Raw genomic sequence first — 21069 nt, forward strand, 5'->3', positions numbered from 1 at the left:
CTTATTACTTTCTCCAACACCTGCAACCTGAAACCTGAAACCTGACACCTTGTCTCCCTCTCCCCCCCAATACCCTCTCCTGGTAGCGAAGAAAATCCATTGCTCGAATCTCTTAATATTTCGTTAACATTAAGATATGTAAATATGAGATTTATTTCCTCTGCAAAAAATATGCTTGACTTAGAAAATATTGCTTCCTCTTTTGTCTCAGAAAACAGTGAGCAGAAAGTCAATAGTGATGTTAGCATACCTAGGGAAGATCAATTTATTCATCGTCATATCGGTATCGATAGTTATGAAGAAGATTCGATCGTAAAACAACTGGGTTATGATAGCCTTGACTCTCTCATTGATAGGGCGATACCTCAATCTATCCGCTTCTCTAAACCCTTTAATTTACCTTCTCCTCAAACTGAAACTCAGGCATTAAAAACATTAAGTGCGATCGCATCTGAGAATCAGGTATATCGTTCTTTTATTGGTATGGGTTATTATAATTGTGTCACCCCTGCGGTGATTCAACGCAACATTTTAGAAAACCCCAATTGGTACACTGCTTATACTCCCTATCAGCCTGAAATTGCCCAAGGAAGATTAGAAGCCTTGTTAAACTTTCAGACAATGGTAATAGATTTAACGGGATTAGAAATTGCTAACGCCTCCCTCTTAGACGAAGGCACTGCCGCCGCAGAAGCCATGACGATGAGTTATGGAGCAAGTAAAAGTAAGTCAAAGCTGTTTTTTGTTGATGAAAAATGTCATCCTCAAACCATTGAAGTAATTAAAACAAGGGCGAGATATTTAGATATTGAGTTAATTATTGACAATCCCTTTACTTATGACTTTACAAACGCCGTTTTCGGTTGTTTACTTCAATATCCTGCCACTGACGGCACTATTTACGACTATCAAGCCATTATTGAGCAAATTCATCAAGAAAAAGGCTTAGTGATTCTAGCCGCCGATTTATTAGCATTGGCATTATTAAAATCCCCCGGAGAATTAAATGCTGATATTGCAGTGGGAAATAGTCAACGTTTTGGTGTACCATTAGGTTATGGTGGTCCCCATGCTGGTTATTTTGCCACGAAAGAAGAATATAAACGACAGATACCGGGGCGTTTAGTGGGAGTTTCGGTAGATGCCCAGGGTAAACCTGCTTTAAGATTAGCATTACAAACTAGAGAGCAACACATTCGCAGAGATAAGGCTACCAGTAATATTTGCACAGCACAGGTTTTATTGGCGGTAATTGCTTCTAGTTATGCAGTTTATCACGGGGAAAAAGGGATCAAAAATATTGCCACCAGAGTACATCAATTAACCCGTATTTTAGCCAATAGTTTAGAAAAATTAGGTTATCAGTTACAATCTGAACATTTCTTCGACACTATCAAGGTTAAAATCGATGATAATGAGTTAATTGCCTCTATTCGGGAATTAGCAGAAAATCAGCAGATTAATTTCCGCTATTACCGTGATGGTGTTGGTATTAGTCTGGATGAGGCAACCACTCTCACAGAAGTTAATCAGATTTGTGCAATTTTTGCTCAAAATACTGTCTATATTCGCTTATTAGAAAATAAATCTCCTTTATTGGATGCTTCTATCTATCAGGGAGATGATAATATTAGCCGTTTAGGGATTCCTGTTTCTTTACAGCGTCAAAGTCGTTTTCTCACAGAACCAGTTTTCAATCAACACACTAGCGAAACGGAATTATTACGCTATCTACACCGTTTAGAAAGCAAGGATTTATCCTTAACAACTTCCATGATTCCTCTAGGCTCTTGTACAATGAAGTTAAATGCGACTTCAGAAATGTTACCTATTACTTGGGCTGAATTTAATAATATTCATCCTTTTGCACCATTGTCTCAAACAAAGGGTTATCAGGCTCTTTTTTCTCAGTTAGAAACATGGTTAGCAGAAATTACGGGCTTTGCGGGAGTCTCTTTACAACCCAATGCTGGTTCTCAGGGGGAATATGCAGGGTTACAAGTTATTCGTCGTTATCATGACAGTCGAGGAGAGGGCGATCGCACTATTTGTCTTATTCCAGAATCTGCTCATGGTACAAATCCTGCTAGTGCGGTGATGTGTGGTTTAAAAGTGGTTGCGGTTAAATGTGATGAGGAAGGCAACATTGACATTGCTGATTTACAGGCAAAAGCCGAGAAACATAAAGATAAATTAGCGGCATTAATGGTGACATATCCTTCTACTCATGGGGTATTTGAGGAAGGGATTAAGGATATATGCGGTATCATCCACAGTTATGGTGGGCAAGTATATCTCGATGGTGCGAATATGAATGCCCAAGTTGGCTTATGTAAACCGGGAGATTTTGGAGCGGATGTTTGTCACCTCAATTTACATAAAACCTTTTGTATCCCTCATGGTGGGGGTGGCCCCGGGGTTGGCCCCATTGGTGTCGCCTCTCATTTAGTACCTTTTTTACCTTCTACTTCTTTAACCCCCCTAACCCCCCTTAATAAGGGGGGAGATGCGCAGGAGTCTATCCTTAATGAGGAAAGAAATGTGGAGGAGTCTATTGGTATGATTTCCGCCGCCCCTTGGGGAAGTGCTAGTATTTTGCCCATTTCTTGGATGTATATTGCCATGATGGGAGGAGAAGGGTTAACCCATGCCACGAAGATAGCCATTCTCAGTGCTAATTATATGGCACATCGTCTCGCCCCTTACTATCCTATTCTATTTACTGGTAAAGATGGTTTAGTTGCCCATGAGTGTATCATTGATTTACGTCATTTTCGTAAAACTGCGGATATAACCGTGGAAGATGTGGCAAAACGATTAATGGATTATGGTTTCCATGCTCCTACCATGTCTTGGCCTGTTGCAGGTACAATGATGATCGAACCTACAGAAAGTGAATCAAAAGCCGAATTAGATCGTTTTTGTGATGCTATGATTAGCATTCGTAAGGAAATTGAAGCCATTGAAAAAGGGGAAATGGATAAAAATGATAATCTCTTAAAAAATGCCCCCCATACGGCCGAAATGTTGCTTAAATCTGAGTGGAATCACCCTTACACCAGAGAAATGGCCGCTTATCCTGATAAATGGACTAAAGAGCATAAATTTTGGACTTCTGTGGCTCGTATTGATAATGCTAAAGGCGATCGCAATTTGGTATGTTCTTGTGTAGGCATGGAGAGTTATACTGCGTCTTAGCTTATAAAAGTATCGTTGTTGAAAAGGTGTTAGGTGTTAGGTGTCAGGTGAGAAAATTGACCAAAAACATTAGCTTACTTAATTATTTTGAAATAAAAAAAGTAGCTATATTTCAAGCTACTATCAAGATTTTTGTCTGATATAAAAATTAGTAATTACTTAACCATTGTTGTAAATCTTCAATGGAATTCATATCAAATAAATCCTCTGCTAAGGTTTCTAAATCTTCGATATTTAGAGCTTTTACTTGAGTTTGTAAATCAGTATTTATTGTTCCCAATTTACGTGTTAATAAGCGAATAATCAATTCTTTTTCCTTTTCAATTCTTTGCTCTAAACCTTTTTCCAAACCTTTCGCTAAACCTCTTTCTTCCGCCATTTGCTCGAAAGGACTAATTAAGGGCATCACTTTTTCCTCCTCGTATTCAATAACTTTTTTATTTAAACTTTGTTGTAACAATGGTGGTAATGTCATCATCGCATCAATAAATTTAAACAGTTTTACTATTTCCAATTTACTGAAATTTTTATCGTATAAACTTCTGATTAAATACCATTTCCATTGTTCTCTTTCTGTTAAATTACTTGTGGTTGTCTTGGTTTTTAAATGTGCCATTATCATTATGGCGAAGGGGTTTAAATCTCTTTCTAATTCTTCCCATTTTTCTTGATAATCTAATAGTTTAATTACGGGAAAATCTAAGTTTAATTTACATCCACCTAAATCATAGCCATAATTCGATGGTCGCCATTTTTCTTTTTCGTCTCCTAGTATAGCAAGGCTAATTACGGGTTTTCGGTATAAATCAAAGGTGCGATAATGATAGATAAACATTCGTTGATTAAAATCGCTATCATATTGACTTTGTACTTCGATATGAACCAAAATCCACACTGGTTGATTATTTTTTAGCCATACTTGAAACAATTTATCTACCAATCTTTTACTATCATCAGAATCAGCAGTAATTTTCTGTAATTCTTTGTCTAAAGAAATTGGTGGTTTTAACCAGTCTATTAAGTGATATACTTGTGGGAAAAAGAACTCCAAGAAGCGATCGAAGTATTCTCCTATGGCTTCTTTCCAAGGTTCATCATAATTAGCGTTGATTTCCGTCATTACTATCCGATAAGTTTCTGGATTCAGGTTATTTTGTAAATATTTGTTTAAATAACTTGACATTTTTTTCGCTATAGGGAGCAAAACGCCAGTTTAAATCTCCCCAAAATGGGCGGGATAAAACGCTTTTATGGTGGGAAAAAGTATCAAAGGTTGCTTTTCCATGGTATGCACCAATACCGCTATCTCCTACTCCTCCAAAGGGTAATTCGGTGACTCCTACGTGCATAATTGTTTCGTTAAAGCATAATCCCCCTGATGTGGTTTCTCTCAAGATTTTCTGCTGTTTGTCTTTGTTATGGGAGAAGAAATACAGGGCAAGGGGTTTGGGTTTGCTGTTGACAAACGCGATCGCATCTTCTAGGGTTTGATAGGATAAAACAGGGAGAATTGGTCCAAAAATTTCCTCTTGCATAATGGGAGAGTCGGGGGAAATTTCATCTAAGATGGTGGGAGCAATATATTTTTCTTCACGGTTATAGTTACCACCAATAATAATCTTACCATCGGTTAATAAATTTTGAAGGCGATCGAACTGTTTATGATTAATAATTCGGGCAAAATCGGGACTATCAGCAGGATTATCACCAAAATAGCTTTCAACACATTTTTTCATCTCCTTAATTAAATCTGCTTTGATTTTCTCATCCACAAGGATATAATCAGGAGCAATACAGGTTTGTCCTGCGTTAATAAATTTACCCCAAGTGATGCGTTTTGCGGTTTCCGTGAGATTGATTTGTGTATCGACAATACAAGGGCTTTTTCCTCCTAATTCGAGGGTGACAGGGGTTAAATGTTTCGCCGCCGCTTCCATGACGATTTGTCCAATTTTTGTACCCCCAGTAAAGAAAATATGGTCAAATTTACAGGCTAATAATTCTTGAGCTACTTCTACGCCACCTTCTTGGATACAAATATATTCGGAGGGAAATGTATCCCTAATTAATTCCGTGAGTAAAGCAGAGGTATGAGGGGCGATTTCCGAGGGTTTTAGCAGTACACAATTACCAGATGCGATCGCACCAATAAGGGGAGAAATCATCAAAGAAAAGGGATAATTCCAAGGACCTATAATTAATACTACGCCTAAAGGTTCAGGATGAATCTTGGCTTGGGCGGGAAAAAGTTCAAGCCCTGTTTTTACTTTCTGGGGTTTAACCCATTTTTTCAGGTTTTTAATGGCATAGGTTAAATCTTGTAAAACTGCTAATTCAAAGCATCCCTCAAAGGTAGGTTTGCCTAAATCCGCTTTTAATGCCTCTAATATCTTATCTTGACGAGATGCGATCGCACTTTTTAATTTTTTTAACTGTTGTAAACGAAAATCAACAGACTTGGTTTCCCCTGTGGCAAAATACTGTCTTTGTTTATCTAGTAGAGAAGCAATGGAATAATTAGAAGTAAGCATAATGGCAAATAAATTTAATAAAACTAAACATTGCTAATTTAACATTTTTGACTCTCTTGCTTTGAGTGCAATAAATTTCATTGAGGTAAGAAAAAGGGAAACCCCTTTGTATCCAAGGTTTTTTCAAAGTCTGGGTAAAATTATCTTGCCCTCACCCCCACCCCCTCTCCCACAGTAGAGGGGAGCGTTTTTTCTTAATAATTGATTAATTAATACTTAAAAACTCCTGTATCTGTTACTATTTGTTAACCTGAGTTTTGGATAAGCTGAAAGCAGACCAACTCGTAGTCAAAAAACCTTATAGCTTCTTAGAAATAACTTAGAAATAACGATAAAATTGCCTTAATCCGAACTGACTTAAACAAGGGGCTTAAGACCCTTGCTAAAAACCCCTACCACCTGCAACCTGCAACCTGCAACCTGACACCTGACACCTAACCTTATCAGATATTCTTAAACCGAACTGAGATTATTTGTTAGTTGCAAAAATTGACATTTTTGAGAATGAAAAAACCCTGCTCTGTATCTCCCCTTAAAAGAGGAGAAGTTTTAGGATTATTTTTTGCTCTTTTTGCCTTGTGATTTCAGGAGAGGATTAGTAAGATTTTCATATAAATTAAATAAGAATTCAATGCGATTTAACTCACTGGAAAAAGACTGTTTTCGATAGCATAAATCTACTGCTTTGTCAAGGGCTTGATGAGCTTTTAATAAGTCGGGAGGCATGGTTAAAGGGTCATACAAATCCGCTAAACTACTATCAGGATATTTGTTTCTTATATCGAGTATTTTTTGAGCTAAATTAGTTACTTTTTCTTTCTGTTTTGCCGTCACATTTTCAGGGAAAGGATAATTATTATAAACAATATCTTTTGAGTAACGGAAACGACTTTCTAATCTTCCGCACACATATTTAACCCATGTCATGTGCATTTCTGAGGTTAAGATTCCAAATAAATATAAATCTGCATTAGGAATAATCATACAAGTATCACCAGGAATACTATTTTTGTAAAAAAATCCCATAGGAATATATTTTCTATTTTCTGATGACACACGAGGTATAACAATAAATGTTTGAGGGTTGTTTTTATCTCTAAATAAACTAGGAAAAGCTGAATATTTACGGGTTTCCGCTCCTTTGGCATTAAGTCTAAATTTTCTTACTTTGTCTATTTTTTCCAAGATTAACGGACATTGTTTTACATCAGCAGGATTAGCATTTAATAACCATATACAATATTTATTTTTTCCATTAATAAATTCTTTTGCACCTATAAAATTTTTGACAAATTTCTCGGCTTGTGGTTCTAATTTTAATAAGTTTTCTTTCTCTATCTCATCTAATAAAAAATTACCGCCATCGTAGGGAGAATTTCCTCTTTTAATAGGAGGTACATCGCACAATGGCGATGATTTTGATAACACATATATATCCTCTCCCATTGTTAAATAAGGATTAATATTTTTTACATTAATTTCACTAGCTTCACCCTTAATATTTTCATAGGAAAAAAGTCGCTTATTCTCCATATTTTCTAACCCAAAACCGATGATAACACAATGGACTCCTGCGTTATTTTTTGCTTCATTACTCCAAGAAAAAGTCCGATGGGCAAAGTGAATTTTAATCTTATATTTAGTGTATAATTCCTGCCATAAAACCCCTACCTGCTCACCTTGAGAAATAGAACTTGTACTAACAAAAGCACAACGGGTTTTAACTACCCCTAACCCCTCCTTCAAAGTAGGGAAATTTATCGAAGATTGAGGGGAGTTAACGGTAAAACCTCCCACCTTACCAAGGGGGGATTGAGGGGGGTTGAGATATTGAGATGCTTTTAAATACCATGCACACACATAATCTAAAACACCTGCATTTTTAACTCCATTAAAAACTAAACTCATATCCGCTTTTTGTTGAGCATTTTGATAACTTTGACCCACAAAAGGAGGATTACCAAAAATAAAATCAAAGTTATTTACTTCCCCTAGCCCATTATTCTCCCCTCCTATGTAGGAGGGGTTGGGGGTGGTAGATTCTCCTATGTAGGAGGGGTTGGGGGTGGTAGATTCTTCTATGTAGGAGGGGTTGGGGGTGGTAGATTCTTCTATGCTAGAAGGGTTAGGGGTGTTAGACTCTCCTATGCTAGAAGGGTTGGAAGTGATAGATTTACGTTGAGTGAAAGAAGCATCAGGATTATAAAGATATTGCCGAATATCCTCTAAAACCCCCGTCAAATTATCACATACATCATGATTGTGATAACGAATTACCCTAATTCCGACATTGGCAAGAAAATTATCTCGGATGCGATCGTATTCTTGTGCTTCAGGGGTATAATGAGTTTCACCGTCTAATTCAATGGCTAAACTAACACTGGGACAGAAAAAGTCTAAGATGTAATTACCAATAGAATGTTGTCTGCGAAATTTAAAACCATCTAATTGCTTTCCTTGTAAGGCTTTCCAAAGTAATTGTTCGGCTGAAGTTGCATTGTTTCTTAGAGATTTTCTCAACTCTTTTTTATCTTTAAGGTTGCTTATTGATTTATAAATAGGATAATTATTTTCTGTTGTTTCTTTTCCAGATGTTAATTCAAATACCCCTAATCCATCCTTTAAAGATTTAGATTCTACCCCCCCTAACCCCTCCTTCAAAGGAGGGGGATTTAAGAGGGAGTGCCAGTCAATTTGTAAAGCATTACCATGAATAATATTAGCCGACTTTTTCAGAGGTAAACGGACAAAATATTGACCAAATTCATTACTAACTTTCATATTCATTTGATGGTCAATTAACCACATTGCAACTTCTGCCACTCTAACGGCAAATTCATCATATTCAATGCCATAAAATTGATCTACATCAACTTTAATAATATTACTAATATCTAACTCTAATTGTCCTTTTATTTGTAATTCTTTTAAGACTAAAATTTCTAAATCTCGTAACTCCCGATAAGAAACAATTAAAAAGTTACCGCAACCACAAGCAGGATCTAAAAATTTTAATTGAGCTAATTTTGCTTGAAATTCTTTTAACTTATTCTGGCTATTTTTGATTTTATAAAACTCCTCATATAAATCATCTAAAAAAAGAGGTTTAATTACTTTCTGAATATTTTTCTCTGAGGTATAATGCGCCCCTAAATTGCGTCTTTGTTGGGGATTCATCACCGCCTGAAACATTGAGCCAAAAATTGCAGGAGATATTTTCCCCCAATCTAAAGCACTGGCTTTTAAAAGCATTTGACGCATTTCACTGTCAAAGGAAGCAGGGGGTAAAACTTCCTCAAAAAGTTTACCATTAATGTAGGGAAATTGAGCTAAATTTTCATCTAAATTTTTCAGTCTTTTATTTTCTGGTTGATTTAAAATATGAAAAATATAACCCAAGTGCATAGCTAAATCGCTACCATCTTCTTTCGTATATAAATCTATATATTCTTGAAAAATGCCTTTATTAAATATGCCCGTATCATCGGCAAATAAACAGAATAATAAACGCACTAAATATACTTCTAAATTATGTCCATTATAACCAATATTTAAGAGGCGATCGTGCAATTCTCCCATTAACTCCGCCGCTTGAATATTAACTGGATCTCCTTCTTTATATTCTCGTTTTTTATATCCTGCTATAAAATCAAATAAGTGAACATAATTAATAAAATCTTTAAGCAAAAACTCATGATTATTATTACTGTCTAAATCATATAATCTAAACCGCTCAAAATCTGAAACTAAAATATATTTTGGTAACTCAAATTCTTGTAAATTAGGAAAATAATCAATGGCTTGTTGATAGGCTTTATCTAAATTTTTACCTCTTGATTTATGTTCAATTAAAATTACCCCTTTCCAAAATAAATCAATAAATCCCTGCTTATTGCCCAATTTTTTCACAGACTCTTCAAAAGTTGCCACCCTTCGGCGGGAAATACCAAACACATTAAAAAAGTCATTCCAAAATGATTGCGATTCAGCTTTTTCTGATATTTCTCCTTGCCATTCTTGACTAAAAATTAAGGCTCTATTTTTAATTTCATTCCAACTTAATAAGGGCATATTTTGACTCTCTTGCTTTGAGTATATCTGAATTATTGCTTGTGATAGAAAGGGTAAAGTTAAAAGGGCAAGGGGCAAAGGGCAAAGGTAAATAGTTGATAATTAATAACTCCTAACTCGTTACTTGTTTCTCCCTAATACCCAACACCCCAATACTCTAATCCTTCAAAAACCTTTTTGGGATTTTAAGGAGAATTACAGAGATTTTCCGATAATATTTGTAAGAGAATTAAAGATAATCATTTAATATTCAATATTGTATGGGACAACTAGAAGTTAAGCCAAATATTCGTACTTGTGGAATTAATCCTAATCATTGGTATGTGGTTGCTAGAAGTGTGGAAGTAACAGATAAACCCTATTGTGTGACTCTTTGGCATGAAAATATTGTAATTTTTCGTAACGCTCAAGGAAAAATTAAGGCTTTAGAAGACCGTTGTCCCCATCGTCAGGTAAAGTTAAGTGATGGTGTAGTAGTGGGTGATGATATTGAATGTGCTTATCATGGTTGGCGGTTTAATGGGGAGGGTAAATGCTCTTTTGTACCTTATTTACAGGAAAATCAAAGGTTGCCAAGTTGTAAGTTAAAGGCTTATCCCGTACAGGAATTAGATGGTTTTATTTGGTTGTTTTTAGGTGATGGTGACTCGGAAAAAATTAAGCCTATGGGTTTGCCTGAATGGGAGCATCTTAACTATATTGCTAGTGTAACTACTATTAACTGCCCCGGACATTTTTCTTATTTAATCGAAAATTTAATGGATATGTATCACGGGCATTTACATGACAATTATCAGGCATGGGCAGAAGCGAATTTAAAGGAAATTGAGACAACTTCTCAACGCATAGATGTTTTATATACTGCTCAAAGTTATTATCGTATTGATAAAATATGGTCTGTTTCTCAATTATTTTTTCCTGCCCTAAGACGTTTACATCCTGAACCTTTAAGGGTAAGTTATATTTATCCTCATTGGAGTTCAAGTTTAGGGGAAGATTTCAAAATTTATTGTTTATTCTGCCCCATTGATGAAACTACTACGAAGGCTTATCTAATTCATTTTACTTCTTTACAGGCTTTTTGGCGTTTACATAAGTTACCCGTGTGGTTTCGTCGTTTTGTGAAAAATAGTTTATTTAATGCGGCAAAGGGTTTATTAGATGGATTGGTAGAGCAAGATATTGCAATGATAAAACAAGAACAAGAGGCTTTTAATCGTAATCCTTTACGGCGTAATTATGAACTAAATGGTGCGATCGCACCTGTACAAAAACTAATTATAAACCAATGGCAATCAGTGAATAGATTATAAAAAGGCAAAGGGCTAAAAACAGTAAACTTAGATTTTGCATCTAGCCAAAAATGGACTGATGAAGGTAGGGAATAGGGGCAACACCTCTATATCTCTCCTTTCAAGGCAAGGCTTAGAATAGAGAAAAGCGATAATAATTGACAAAAAAATTATTAAAATTGATTTTAAAGATATTGTTTTTTGCATTAATATACTGACGCAAGGTATCAGGTAAAGGTTAATAATTGCGAATAATCAGATATTTTTCCGTCAAAACGAAAAAAGTAAAATGCAATTTTTGCATAAAGAGAAATGAGAGGATGTAAAATGTAGAGGGTTTACCATCGTAAAAACGGAGATGAGCAAAAAACAACTACAGCATATCGAAGAAGCAGACAAAGCCCGAAGGCTAAAAAAACATAAGGAATTATTTAATTTACTTTCAATTGCGGCGGGTTTAATCTTTTTACAAGGCTATATGATAGCCCCTCTTATACCCAGACTCTCAGAAGTGTTTAATGTGCCGGTGCAGGAGATTGGTTTTATTGTTCCTGCCTATATGCTTTCTTATGCACTAATGGCATTATTTTATGGACTATTATCCGACCGTTTTGGTCGTTGGTCAATTATTCGCCTCTCTCTTATTATTTTTGTAGTGTGTACTGCTTTGATTGCAACTTCTCAAACTGCTAGTCAAATGGCAACATGGCGTTTATTAACAGGAATTGGAGCTAGTGGTGTAATACCTCTTACTTTTGCCCTTATTGGAGATTTATTCCCTTTTGATCAAAGAGGGGTAAAATTAGGATTAGTATTTGCCGCAATGGAAGGAGGAATGGCCGCAGGTTCAGCCGGAGGGGCAATTCTCGAACCATATATCGGATGGCGTTGGCTTTTTCTTGGCACGGCAATTAAGGAATTTTTAATTATTAATGATTAACAGGGTAATTTATCATAGTAATATTAAAGCATTAAATGTTTGTGACTATGACAAAAATTCACCCTCACTGCGAAAACCTTGCCTCTCAAGTTAATCAGGTACTAGAATTATTACAGAAAAATCAGGAGATGCGATCGCACCTTGACACTTATCCTGTAGAAACATCTCTGAGAAAAGCCATTTCACCCCGTTTTGAGATAGTATTTGCAGGGGCATTTAGTGCAGGAAAATCCATGTTAATCAATGCCTTATTAGAGCGTGAATTACTCTATAGTGCAGAAGGTCACGCCACAGGTATTGAATGTTATATCGAGTATGCACCTTTGGATAAAGAAAGGGTTGTGATGACTTTTTTAAGTGAAACGGAGATTTTACAGCAAATTATCACCATTTCTCAAAGGGTAAACATTAACCTCCAAGACGTATCTATTACCGACTCCTATATCATTGACGGCATTAAGCAAAAGTGTCAGGAAATTATTGACAAAGAAGGAGGGGTAAATAAATCGGAATTGGCAAAACAGGCAAACGCCTTAATGTTATTAGCACAGGGTTTTGAAACCAACAAAGACAAGATTAAACCCCATGATAACGCCACCTACTCAATGGAGCAGTTTAATTTTAATAACCTCACCGAAGCCGCCAGTTATGCCAGACGAGGCAAAAATTCCGCCGTCTTAAAACGCCTTGACTATTATTGCTATCATCCCCTTTTAGAAGATGGTAACGTTTTGGTTGACTTACCCGGTATTGACGCCCCCATCGAAAAAGATGCTAAACTCTCCCTTGATAAAATAGCTAATCCTGATACCTCTTTAGTTATCTGTGTTTTGAAACCTGCTTCGGCTGGAGATTTAACCCAAAAAGAAACAGAATTACTAGAAACAATTAAATCAAATCCCGCCATCAGAAACAGAGTTTTTTATGTCTTTAATCGCATTGATGAAACGTGGTATTCTGGACAATTAAGACAAAGATTAGATAATTTGATTAACTCTGATTTTAGCCATACTAATCGAGTCTATAAAACCAGTGGTTTATTAGGCTTTTATGGAAGTCAAATTAAAAACACATCAGAAGTAAATCGCTTTGGTTTAGATAGCATTTTTACTGATAGTATTAAAGGTATTGGTGGAGAAGAAGAAACCCCTCAATTTGTTAGTGAATTTAACAATTATTGTGCTAATTCAGGTAAGTTAACGGCTACTAATTTTCGAGTATCAGTCAATGGTTATGATACCCCAAATCAAAACTATGTCAGAATTTTAAAAGAGTGGGGAATGCCTTTAATAGATAAATTAATTCAAGATAGTGGCATTATCTTTTTTAAGGAAGAAATCACCCGTTATTTAACAGAAGAAAAACGCCCTGAATTGTTTAAAAATTTAGCCGATGATTTACAACCTTTATGCTTGGCATTAAAGAAAGATTATCAAACTCAACAAAGAGAATTAGATAGTCAACCCCAAGAAATTGAGTTGATGAAACAACAAGAATTAACTCGTTTAAATAATAAACTACAGGAAATTGGCAATGATTTTTATAGCTATCTTGATGAAGAAGTAAACCGCCTAATTAATCAAGAAAATAAACAATTTAATCAGGATTTTCAACAGTTGCAAAGTCGTTTTGTTAATCACCTTGACGAATTGTTAGACGCTTTTTCCGTCAGTGAAACCTATAGCCTAGCAGTTAAAGCTCATCCTCGTAATCAAACAGCCCCTCTAATTGCCGTTTTAGTAGAGGCTTTATACTATATCTCCAATTCCCTCGAAGATGTCTTGATTGAGGAATTGCAATATTTAGTCTTTAATTACGTCAATGACTTGGTGACGGCAGTAAGAAAACAGGGATTTTACCTCGAATTGACTCGCTTATTAAATGGCGATGCGGGAATTTATGATGAGTTATCAGCTCTCGAAAACAAGCTATATCAAGCATTAAAAGCCGTTGCAACCTCAGAATGCGATCGCTATGTCAGAGAAACACCTCAGTTTTATAGTGAAGGTACATTTTCCATTTATCAATTCCGAGAAACCTTAAAACAGACATCACAAGCCTATGATGCTTCTTCAATGGTAGAAGCTGAACCAGCAATTCGACAACTATTAAAACTAGATTTTGAACCAAAAGTAAACACAACAATTCGGCAAGTTTTTCGACAAACAATCAATCAAAATATCAAGACAAATTTGCTACCTTTAGCCAAACAATTAGCAGATAATATTCTGCAACAATATGACATTGCCAGAGATAATTTACAGCAAACATTAGAACAAGAAGCCAAAGAAAAAATCGCCTATAATCAAAAATTAATGACAGAAATTCAACAAGATATTCTAGTATATAATGAAGCTATTTCTGGAATTAATAACTGCTTAGAAGCGATGAAAGTTTTTGAGAATAAACTCCCCTTAATTAACCTTCTCGACTAACAATATAAAACTATAGGGTGGGCATTGCCCACCATTTCTAATTAAAAATTAAAGCGAAAAAACTATGGATCAAAAAATAGAACATTTAGAAAAAAACGACGTAATTCAAATGAAAAAGGATAAAAGTAGATGGGTAATGAAACAGACAACTTTTACTGTAAATGATTTTATCTCAACTCTTTCTAATTGTTATATCTCAGACGCTGAAGCAAAAGAATGGTGTAACAATGGTGTGGAAGCTGAAGTTTTAGTGCCAAGAAAACCCTGGAGAAAAGGTAAAATAAGATTATCGATCGAGTTTATTCCTGATGAATCGGAAATAGAATCACCCCTAGATGATTTTAGACAAAAAACCAATTTATAAGTTATGAATGGATAAAAAATAATATCTGACTATATTTTACTAAGAAATAAATGAGAAATAATATAAAAACAGAAAGAATAAACATTCCTTTATCAGTGAGAAAATATATTTATGAGAGAGATAAATTTCAGTGTCAAAGTTGTGGTAAAAAAGAAAATGAAACTCAGTTAAATATCGATCATATAATTCCTTTAGCAAAAGGGGGAAGTAATGATTTAAGTAACTTACAAACTCTCTGCTATCAATGTAACCAAAGGAAAAAAGCAAATTTTGATCCTCGTTTTCGTCGTTATTTTACTTAAAATTAACCCCATTATTTCTCCAAAAATTATCACATCAAGAAAACTCTTTTTGCAACTTACTAATTATTTCTTGATTAGCTGAGGGAAATTCAAATTGGCTTAATTCATGAGGTTTTACCCATAATATTTCTGCACACTCTAAAGGTTGAGGTTTTCCCTGACAAATATGACAAAGATATACATATAGAGTCACCGTAAATTGTTCATAATCATGAGTAATCTCAGCAAAGATGCGATCGCATCTCACCACAACCCCTAACTCCTCTTTTATCTCTCGAATAATACAATCTTCTGGCGTTTCTCCCCTTTCTATTTTTCCCCCCGGAAACTCCCATAAATTCGCCATAACCCCCGTAGGTAAACGACGATCAATTAGAATTTCCTTTTTATCATTAATAATAATGGCAACACCTATATGTTTATGAGATTTATTCATTTTTAAACCATAAATTTTGTCAGAAAAAGAGCAACGGGCAAAGAGAGTAAAGGGCAATGGTGAATAGTTGAGAATTAAGAATTAAGAATTAAAAACCCCGAACCCCTGTACGGGCGAATGGCCATTCGCCCCTAACTAACTCCTAACTTGTCTTCCTTGACACCTCATCCCCCCAACACCCCAATTTCCTAATCTCCTAATTACTTATAAATCAGCAAAACCTCTTTTCTTCTTAGTTTTTTTCGCTTTTTTCTTCGGTTGATTACGATAACCCGGGCGAGGCATTCCCCCCCCCAATAAGCCACCTAAACCGCCCATGCCCGGCATACCTCCCATACCGGGCAAACCACCGCCCATACTCATTTGTTGCATCATCGATCGCATCCTTGTAAAATCACTAACAAGACGAGAAACATCCTTTTCTTGATGGCCTGAACCCTTTGCCACCCGGCGACGACGACTAGGAGACTGAGCCAACAATTGAGGATTAGCCCTTTCCTCCTTCGTCATGGAATTAATCATTGTTTCCGTACGCTTTAATTGTACTTCTCCTTGCTCTAATGCTCCCGCTCCCAACTTATTCATCCCCGGAATCAACTTCATTACCCCGGCAAAAGACCCCATATTCTTCAAAAGACGCATCTGTTTGAGGAAGTCATTAAAATCAAATTTTGCCTCCATCATCTTCTTCTGCATCTTCTCCACATCGGCAATATCCAACTCCTCTTGAGCTTTTTCCACCAATGTGACAATATCCCCCATATTGAGAATACGAGAAGCCATCCTATCAGGATAAAAAGGCTCTAAAGCCTCAACCTTCTCTCCAACCCCAATAAACTTAATGGGTTGCCCAGAAATAGTACGAATAGATAAAGCCGCCCCCCCACGACTATCTCCATCCATCTTCGTGAGAATAGCCCCAGTAATACCAATCTCCTCATGAAAAGAGCGAGTAACATTAGCCGCTTCTTGCCCCGTCATGGAGTCAACCACCAATAACACTTCATCAGGATTAACAGCATCTTTCACCTGAGCTAATTCTGCCATCATTTCCTGATCAATTTGTAATCGACCCGCAGTATCAATGATAACAGTGTCAATACCTTTATTTTTTGCCTCTTCCAAACCTTGACGGGCAATATCCACAGGATTCGCCCCAGTGCCTAATTCAAACACAGGAACAGAAATTTGCGTCCCTAAAGTAATTAACTGTTGAATAGCCGCAGGGCGATAAACGTCCGTTGCCACCATCAAACAACTACGCTTTTGTTTTTGTAGATATAAAGCTAATTTTGCCGTTGCCGTAGTTTTACCAGCACCCTGTAAACCAGCCATCAAAACCACTCTAGGAGGTTTATCAGCCTCCGCAAGAGGGGCATTACTCTCCCCCATCACCTTCACTAACTCATCATAAACAATCTTGATGAATTGCTGTTGAGGATTAACCCCAGAAATAACTTCCGCACCCAGAGCATTTTTTTCTACCTCGGCAACAAAACTTTTGACGACTTGAAAATTAACATCTGCTTCTAATAAGGCTTTTCTAACTTCCTGTAAGGCTTCTTGTATATTAGATTGACTAATCTTGCCTTGTCCTCTTAGTTTTTTCCATGTATCTTCTAAACGTTCTGCTAAAGCGTCAAACATAATAATCTTAATCTAAATAAATATATATAGTAATTCTATTAACGCAACCGTTATGGCACTAAACCCTTATTTTACCTTAGTTTGATATAAGAATATCGATTTGGGTCGGTTTCAGGTGGCAGGTGGCAGGTGTCAAGTGTTTTTAATTCTTAATTACTGTTACCTCGGTGCATCCTTGCCCTTCTCTCCTTTTAAGGGGAGACACAGAGGGGTTTTCTTATTGCCGACTATAACCAACAATTTTATCTTGAACTCAGGTTCTTACTTAAATTTCACTTTATTATTAAGCCAATTTGCCACTTTATTCGATAAATTTTTCCTCACCCACCGCCAAGCAAGAATTTTAAAAATTGGTTTGGGGGTACTTGCCATTATCTTCGCTAATTTATTTAAAGGGCGATTCTGTATTTTTTTATTAATTAAATTGATGATACCTACATCATATAAACAATCGATAATTAATTTAATGGTTGCTTCTTCTTTTAAAGTTAAATTTTCCAACAACAAATAAACATCCCTCATCCTTTGTTTTTGAAACAGTTTTTCTTCAGAAGTTAATTCAGGCAGAGGAACAATCTTAACAGTTTCTTTTTTAGTCGTTAACATTTTTGAAGAAGCCATAAACCATCATCATAATTTATCAGATTTTTGTCATCTTTTACAGACAATAAAAAACAAGGGATAAAAAAGTAAACCCCTTGCTTAATAATAGTTGATGATTGATAAAAAGCATTAAATTTATGCTCCAATTTACTCATAACAGTCAGCTACACTCTCAGGTAAATTTAACGAACTGAAAGTCCACTGACTGATTAGAAAGTAATTTACTCTACTGCTGTAGTGGTTAATTCTTCCTCAGACTGATTTTCAATATCTGAAGTTTCAGTTGTCTCAGTTGCTGTAACCTCTTCTCCTTCTGCTACTTCTTGCACAGAATCAGAATCAACATTAGCTTCTTCAGCATCACCAGCTAATAATTTTTCTTTATACTTCTGAGCCATTTCCTCTGCTTTCTCAAAGACTAACTCACGGTTTTTGAGCATATCACCCGGTTCGGGTTCTAACTGCTTGGTAGAGAGAGAAATACGACCTCTTTCTGCGTCTAAGTCAATAATCATCACTTTCAATTCATCATTGACATTAAAGACACTATGAGGAGTATCAATATGATCGTGAGAAATTTCGGAAATGTGTAATAAACCACTAACGCCACCAATATCGATAAACGCACCGTAAGGTTTAATACCACGTACAGAACCGATAACCACTTGTCCAACTTCTAAACCATTCATCTTGCGTTCAACTAACGCACGACGATGACTTAAAACTAGACGATTGCGCTCTTCATCCACTTCTAAGAATTTCAGGGGCAAATCTTGACCAACTAAATCTTCTTTAGTGTCTTTAGCACTGATGTGAGATCCGGGGATAAACCCTCTTAAACCCTCCACTCTCACTAATGCACCACCACGATTAGTAGCAAACACGTTAGAATAAACGGTAGCATCTTCTTCTTGTAACTGACGAACTCTTTGCCATGCACGCATATATTCTATACGACGGATAGAAAGAGTTAATTGTCCATCTTCATTTTCGTCAGTGAGAATAAAAAATTCTCTGGTTTCGTTAGCTTGTAAGACTTCACTAGGATCATCCACACGATTGATGGAAAGTTCCTGTACAGGAATATAAGCGGCAGTTTTTGCACCTATATCAATCAAAGCACCTTTAGGCTCAATACTGAAAACAGTCCCCGGAACTACATCCCCAGGACTGAAATGATAGTCATATTGATCTAAGAGGGCAGCAAACTCCTCATGGGTAAAGCTAACATTACTATTTAGGGTTTCTGTTTGATTGACCATAGGCATTTCTTCTATTTTTTGATTTTCAATTACTATTGCGATAATTCTGATCCCTCCTCAGAAACTTAAAAAATTTCAAGTTTACAGGATTAGATAGATATAGGAATTAAATATAAAATTTACTACTCTATCGTTTTTCAATAAGTTTTGTTTAAAGCCTTCTAGTAAAACACTAGAGGGTTAATTTAGACAAAGCCCTACTAAAAAAGTTAGGACATTCTTAGTTGCACGAGTTGTTTCATCAAAGCTAAGGCGTTTGCTTTAACTTCCTGAAAGCCTCTCTCCCTAAGCCTTTAACTCCTCTCGGAATTGGTTTGGGATTTGTCGTTCCCTACCGAATACTTATATAAAGATAAAAAATCTTTAATTAATAGTATTATTATACAGAATTTTTACTCTACACTATAATTGAGATTTTGACAAGTGTTAATCATTATTGATTTGTTGTCTGATTCTTTTTGTTTTCATTTTCTGAAATGGGAGATTGAGGCTCAGGGTTATTTCCTGAATTTTCTGGTGAATTTTGCAATTTTTTCAGGGTTGCCACAAAATCTTCAATACTGGTAAAGTTTTCATAAACTGATGCAAATCGAATATATGCTACTTGGGAAATTTGGCTCAGTTGTTTTAATACTAAGTTCCCAATTTGTTTACTGGTAATCTCTCTCGGAAATTGATTTTCGATTTCTGATTCTAGGTTGTCCACAATAGAGTCTAGTAATTCTGACTCAATGCCCGTTTTTTCACAAGCTCTTACTATTCCTCTAAGAACTTTAGAGCGATCGAAAGATTCTGTACTACCATCTTTTTTGATCACTGTAATTGCTACAAATTCTATTCTTTCATAGGTTGTAAAGCGGTGATGACATTGGAGGCATTCTCTTCTACGTCTGATGCTTTGTGCCTTTTCCGTAGTTCGTGACTCTATTACTTTTGTTTGATTAAAATGACATGAAGGACATTGCATAATTTTTAATTAGATGACAAAATCGCAATAAAATTGTTGATGATTAGCAAGGGGGTATCAAACTCATTCCCAGTAGAGAAAAATAATAATTAAAAAGTAATATTAAAAAATTTATGTATCATTTTTTATGAGTAAAAATAGAAAGTTGAGCTAAAATATCCATTAGCTTTCGGAAAAGAATATATAGTTTATTATTGTTTTTACTACTTGTTCAAGTCTCTTTGCTTCTATCTCACAGACAAAATAATTTATTTTACCGTCACTTTATTAGATAAAAGAAAATTACGTTTTCAACACCCCTTATGGATTTTTTTACGTGAATAAATTTATCGAAACAAATAATAAAGTTAAAATATTAGTAATAACTATATTTATTGTTGTTAATTATTATTATTATTTATGTAATTGTTTTTAATTAATGAGTTAAATTTTAAAAAGATAAAGATGAACTATTCTAGCTTAAATAACCTCAGTTCGGCTTAGGAGAATATCGGATAAGAGTAGTTTTCAGACTTGATTTTTAAAAGATAGACTTATTACTCACTCATATTGAAAACAAGAAAATCAATTTGTCAATAAAATTTAGGAGTCATAATAAATGGCTTCTTTTGTGCTAAATAAATGCTTAATTTTCCAACTTGAGGTATTAGCTACCGACTACTGAGTCCTTTTATCGACTATTTTGATAAAAATCTATTAACTTTAACTCCGAAATCTAAAGTCTGAACTCAGGTAGGTTGCAGTTATTATTTTTTCAACATTTAATGAAAAAAGCCTTTCTCTTTCTACTCCATAGTCAGGAATAGATGAAAAAGACTTCTCTAAAGTTAAAAAGTTTGATTATAAGTTTGTGAAAACGTCCCATTTCACAGATGATTTATTTTTGAATCTTGGGAGGTTCACGGAACGCTACTGCAAAGAATAAGACGGCGATCATCATCGCTAACACTAAAATATAAGCTACACTTTCCATTTTTATTCCTCTATATTATCTGAATTGGACAAGATGAAAATGCACTGA

At 35.5% G+C, this 21069-nt stretch carries 16 protein-coding genes; 6 read left to right on the forward strand and 10 right to left on the reverse strand.

Annotated features, from left to right (window positions below):
- Positions 1–171 precede the first annotated feature (171 nt).
- The gene (gene gcvP, locus CYAN10605_RS11495) at positions 172–3198 is read left to right on the forward strand and encodes an aminomethyl-transferring glycine dehydrogenase (protein ID WP_015220113.1); all 3027 of its coding nucleotides are present in this window, start codon (positions 172–174) and stop codon (positions 3196–3198) included.
- A 148-nt stretch (positions 3199–3346) separates the two neighbouring features.
- On the opposite strand, the gene CYAN10605_RS11500 is transcribed toward gcvP, so the two are convergent.
- From CYAN10605_RS11500 to CYAN10605_RS19165, 3 genes are all read right to left on the reverse strand, one after another.
- Entirely contained in the window at positions 3347–4318 is a 972-nt protein-coding gene (locus CYAN10605_RS11500; RefSeq protein ID WP_041922844.1) for a DUF4351 domain-containing protein, read from the reverse strand.
- 28 nt (positions 4319–4346) lie between these two features.
- A complete protein-coding gene (locus CYAN10605_RS11505) occupies positions 4347–5729 on the reverse strand; it encodes an aldehyde dehydrogenase (RefSeq protein ID WP_015220115.1) in 1383 nt (460 codons plus the stop codon).
- Positions 5730–6284: 555 nt separating this feature from the next.
- On the reverse strand, positions 6285–9800 hold the full coding sequence (locus CYAN10605_RS19165) for a DNA methyltransferase (protein WP_015220116.1): 3516 nt from the start codon (positions 9798–9800) through the stop codon (positions 6285–6287).
- A 260-nt stretch (positions 9801–10060) separates the two neighbouring features.
- Here CYAN10605_RS19165 and CYAN10605_RS11515 point away from each other — a divergent pair, with 260 nt between their 5' ends.
- The 5 genes from CYAN10605_RS11515 (at position 10061) to CYAN10605_RS11535 (ending at position 15133) form a co-directional block, all read left to right on the forward strand.
- The gene (locus tag CYAN10605_RS11515) at positions 10061–11113 is read left to right on the forward strand and encodes an aromatic ring-hydroxylating dioxygenase subunit alpha (RefSeq protein WP_015220117.1); all 1053 of its coding nucleotides are present in this window, start codon (positions 10061–10063) and stop codon (positions 11111–11113) included.
- A 337-nt stretch (positions 11114–11450) separates the two neighbouring features.
- Positions 11451–12032, forward strand: a complete 582-nt coding sequence (locus CYAN10605_RS11520) for an MFS transporter (RefSeq protein WP_015220118.1) — start codon at positions 11451–11453, stop codon at positions 12030–12032.
- A 47-nt stretch (positions 12033–12079) separates the two neighbouring features.
- Positions 12080–14467, forward strand: a complete 2388-nt coding sequence (locus tag CYAN10605_RS11525; RefSeq protein ID WP_015220119.1) for a dynamin family protein — start codon at positions 12080–12082, stop codon at positions 14465–14467.
- 64 nt (positions 14468–14531) lie between these two features.
- On the forward strand, positions 14532–14831 hold the full coding sequence (locus CYAN10605_RS11530) for a KGK domain-containing protein (protein ID WP_015220120.1): 300 nt from the start codon (positions 14532–14534) through the stop codon (positions 14829–14831).
- A 50-nt stretch (positions 14832–14881) separates the two neighbouring features.
- Positions 14882–15133: an HNH endonuclease gene (locus CYAN10605_RS11535; protein ID WP_015220121.1), complete on the forward strand. Its 252-nt coding sequence runs from the start codon at positions 14882–14884 to the stop codon at positions 15131–15133.
- Positions 15134–15167: 34 nt separating this feature from the next.
- On the opposite strand, the gene mutT is transcribed toward CYAN10605_RS11535, so the two are convergent.
- From mutT to CYAN10605_RS18185, 7 genes are all read right to left on the reverse strand, one after another.
- Positions 15168–15569: an 8-oxo-dGTP diphosphatase MutT gene (mutT, locus tag CYAN10605_RS11540; RefSeq protein ID WP_015220122.1), complete on the reverse strand. Its 402-nt coding sequence runs from the start codon at positions 15567–15569 to the stop codon at positions 15168–15170.
- Positions 15570–15773: 204 nt separating this feature from the next.
- Positions 15774–17216: a signal recognition particle protein gene (gene ffh, locus CYAN10605_RS11545; protein WP_015220123.1), complete on the reverse strand. Its 1443-nt coding sequence runs from the start codon at positions 17214–17216 to the stop codon at positions 15774–15776.
- A gap of 261 nt (positions 17217–17477) precedes the next feature.
- The gene (locus CYAN10605_RS11550; protein ID WP_015220124.1) at positions 17478–17837 is read right to left on the reverse strand and encodes a hypothetical protein; all 360 of its coding nucleotides are present in this window, start codon (positions 17835–17837) and stop codon (positions 17478–17480) included.
- Entirely contained in the window at positions 17816–17974 is a 159-nt protein-coding gene (locus CYAN10605_RS18880; RefSeq protein ID WP_165776041.1) for a hypothetical protein, read from the reverse strand. The genes CYAN10605_RS11550 and CYAN10605_RS18880 overlap by 22 nt, the downstream gene beginning before the upstream one ends.
- A 66-nt stretch (positions 17975–18040) precedes the next feature.
- Positions 18041–19081: a 30S ribosomal protein S1 gene (locus CYAN10605_RS11555; protein ID WP_015220125.1), complete on the reverse strand. Its 1041-nt coding sequence runs from the start codon at positions 19079–19081 to the stop codon at positions 18041–18043.
- A 433-nt stretch (positions 19082–19514) separates the two neighbouring features.
- Positions 19515–20048 (reverse strand): transcriptional regulator NrdR, encoded by a 534-nt coding sequence (gene nrdR / locus CYAN10605_RS11560; protein ID WP_015220126.1) that lies wholly within the window; start codon positions 20046–20048, stop codon positions 19515–19517.
- 877 nt (positions 20049–20925) lie between these two features.
- The gene (locus tag CYAN10605_RS18185; RefSeq protein ID WP_015220127.1) at positions 20926–21021 is read right to left on the reverse strand and encodes a photosystem II reaction center protein T; all 96 of its coding nucleotides are present in this window, start codon (positions 21019–21021) and stop codon (positions 20926–20928) included.
- Positions 21022–21069: the final 48 nt, after the last annotated feature.

The organism is Cyanobacterium aponinum PCC 10605 (assembly GCF_000317675.1).
GTDB lineage: Bacteria > Cyanobacteriota > Cyanobacteriia > Cyanobacteriales > Cyanobacteriaceae > PCC-10605.

What these genes read in the sequence shown, in the direction of transcription:
- gcvP (WP_015220113.1), top strand. Translation starts at nt 172, where the DNA reads ATGCTTGACTTAGAAAATATTGCTTCCTCTTTTGTCTCAGAAAACAGT.
- CYAN10605_RS11500 (WP_041922844.1), bottom strand. Translation starts at nt 4,318, where the DNA reads ATGACGGAAATCAACGCTAATTATGATGAACCTTGGAAAGAAGCCATA.
- CYAN10605_RS11505 (WP_015220115.1), bottom strand. Translation starts at nt 5,729, where the DNA reads ATGCTTACTTCTAATTATTCCATTGCTTCTCTACTAGATAAACAAAGA.
- CYAN10605_RS19165 (WP_015220116.1), bottom strand. Translation starts at nt 9,800, where the DNA reads ATGCCCTTATTAAGTTGGAATGAAATTAAAAATAGAGCCTTAATTTTT.
- CYAN10605_RS11515 (WP_015220117.1), top strand. Translation starts at nt 10,061, where the DNA reads ATGGGACAACTAGAAGTTAAGCCAAATATTCGTACTTGTGGAATTAAT.
- CYAN10605_RS11520 (WP_015220118.1), top strand. Translation starts at nt 11,451, where the DNA reads ATGAGCAAAAAACAACTACAGCATATCGAAGAAGCAGACAAAGCCCGA.
- CYAN10605_RS11525 (WP_015220119.1), top strand. Translation starts at nt 12,080, where the DNA reads ATGACAAAAATTCACCCTCACTGCGAAAACCTTGCCTCTCAAGTTAAT.
- CYAN10605_RS11530 (WP_015220120.1), top strand. Translation starts at nt 14,532, where the DNA reads ATGGATCAAAAAATAGAACATTTAGAAAAAAACGACGTAATTCAAATG.
- CYAN10605_RS11535 (WP_015220121.1), top strand. Translation starts at nt 14,882, where the DNA reads ATGAGAAATAATATAAAAACAGAAAGAATAAACATTCCTTTATCAGTG.
- mutT (WP_015220122.1), bottom strand. Translation starts at nt 15,569, where the DNA reads ATGAATAAATCTCATAAACATATAGGTGTTGCCATTATTATTAATGAT.
- ffh (WP_015220123.1), bottom strand. Translation starts at nt 17,216, where the DNA reads ATGTTTGACGCTTTAGCAGAACGTTTAGAAGATACATGGAAAAAACTA.
- CYAN10605_RS11550 (WP_015220124.1), bottom strand. Translation starts at nt 17,837, where the DNA reads ATGGCTTCTTCAAAAATGTTAACGACTAAAAAAGAAACTGTTAAGATT.
- CYAN10605_RS18880 (WP_165776041.1), bottom strand. Translation starts at nt 17,974, where the DNA reads ATGAGTAAATTGGAGCATAAATTTAATGCTTTTTATCAATCATCAACT.
- CYAN10605_RS11555 (WP_015220125.1), bottom strand. Translation starts at nt 19,081, where the DNA reads ATGGTCAATCAAACAGAAACCCTAAATAGTAATGTTAGCTTTACCCAT.
- nrdR (WP_015220126.1), bottom strand. Translation starts at nt 20,048, where the DNA reads ATGCAATGTCCTTCATGTCATTTTAATCAAACAAAAGTAATAGAGTCA.
- CYAN10605_RS18185 (WP_015220127.1), bottom strand. Translation starts at nt 21,021, where the DNA reads ATGGAAAGTGTAGCTTATATTTTAGTGTTAGCGATGATGATCGCCGTC.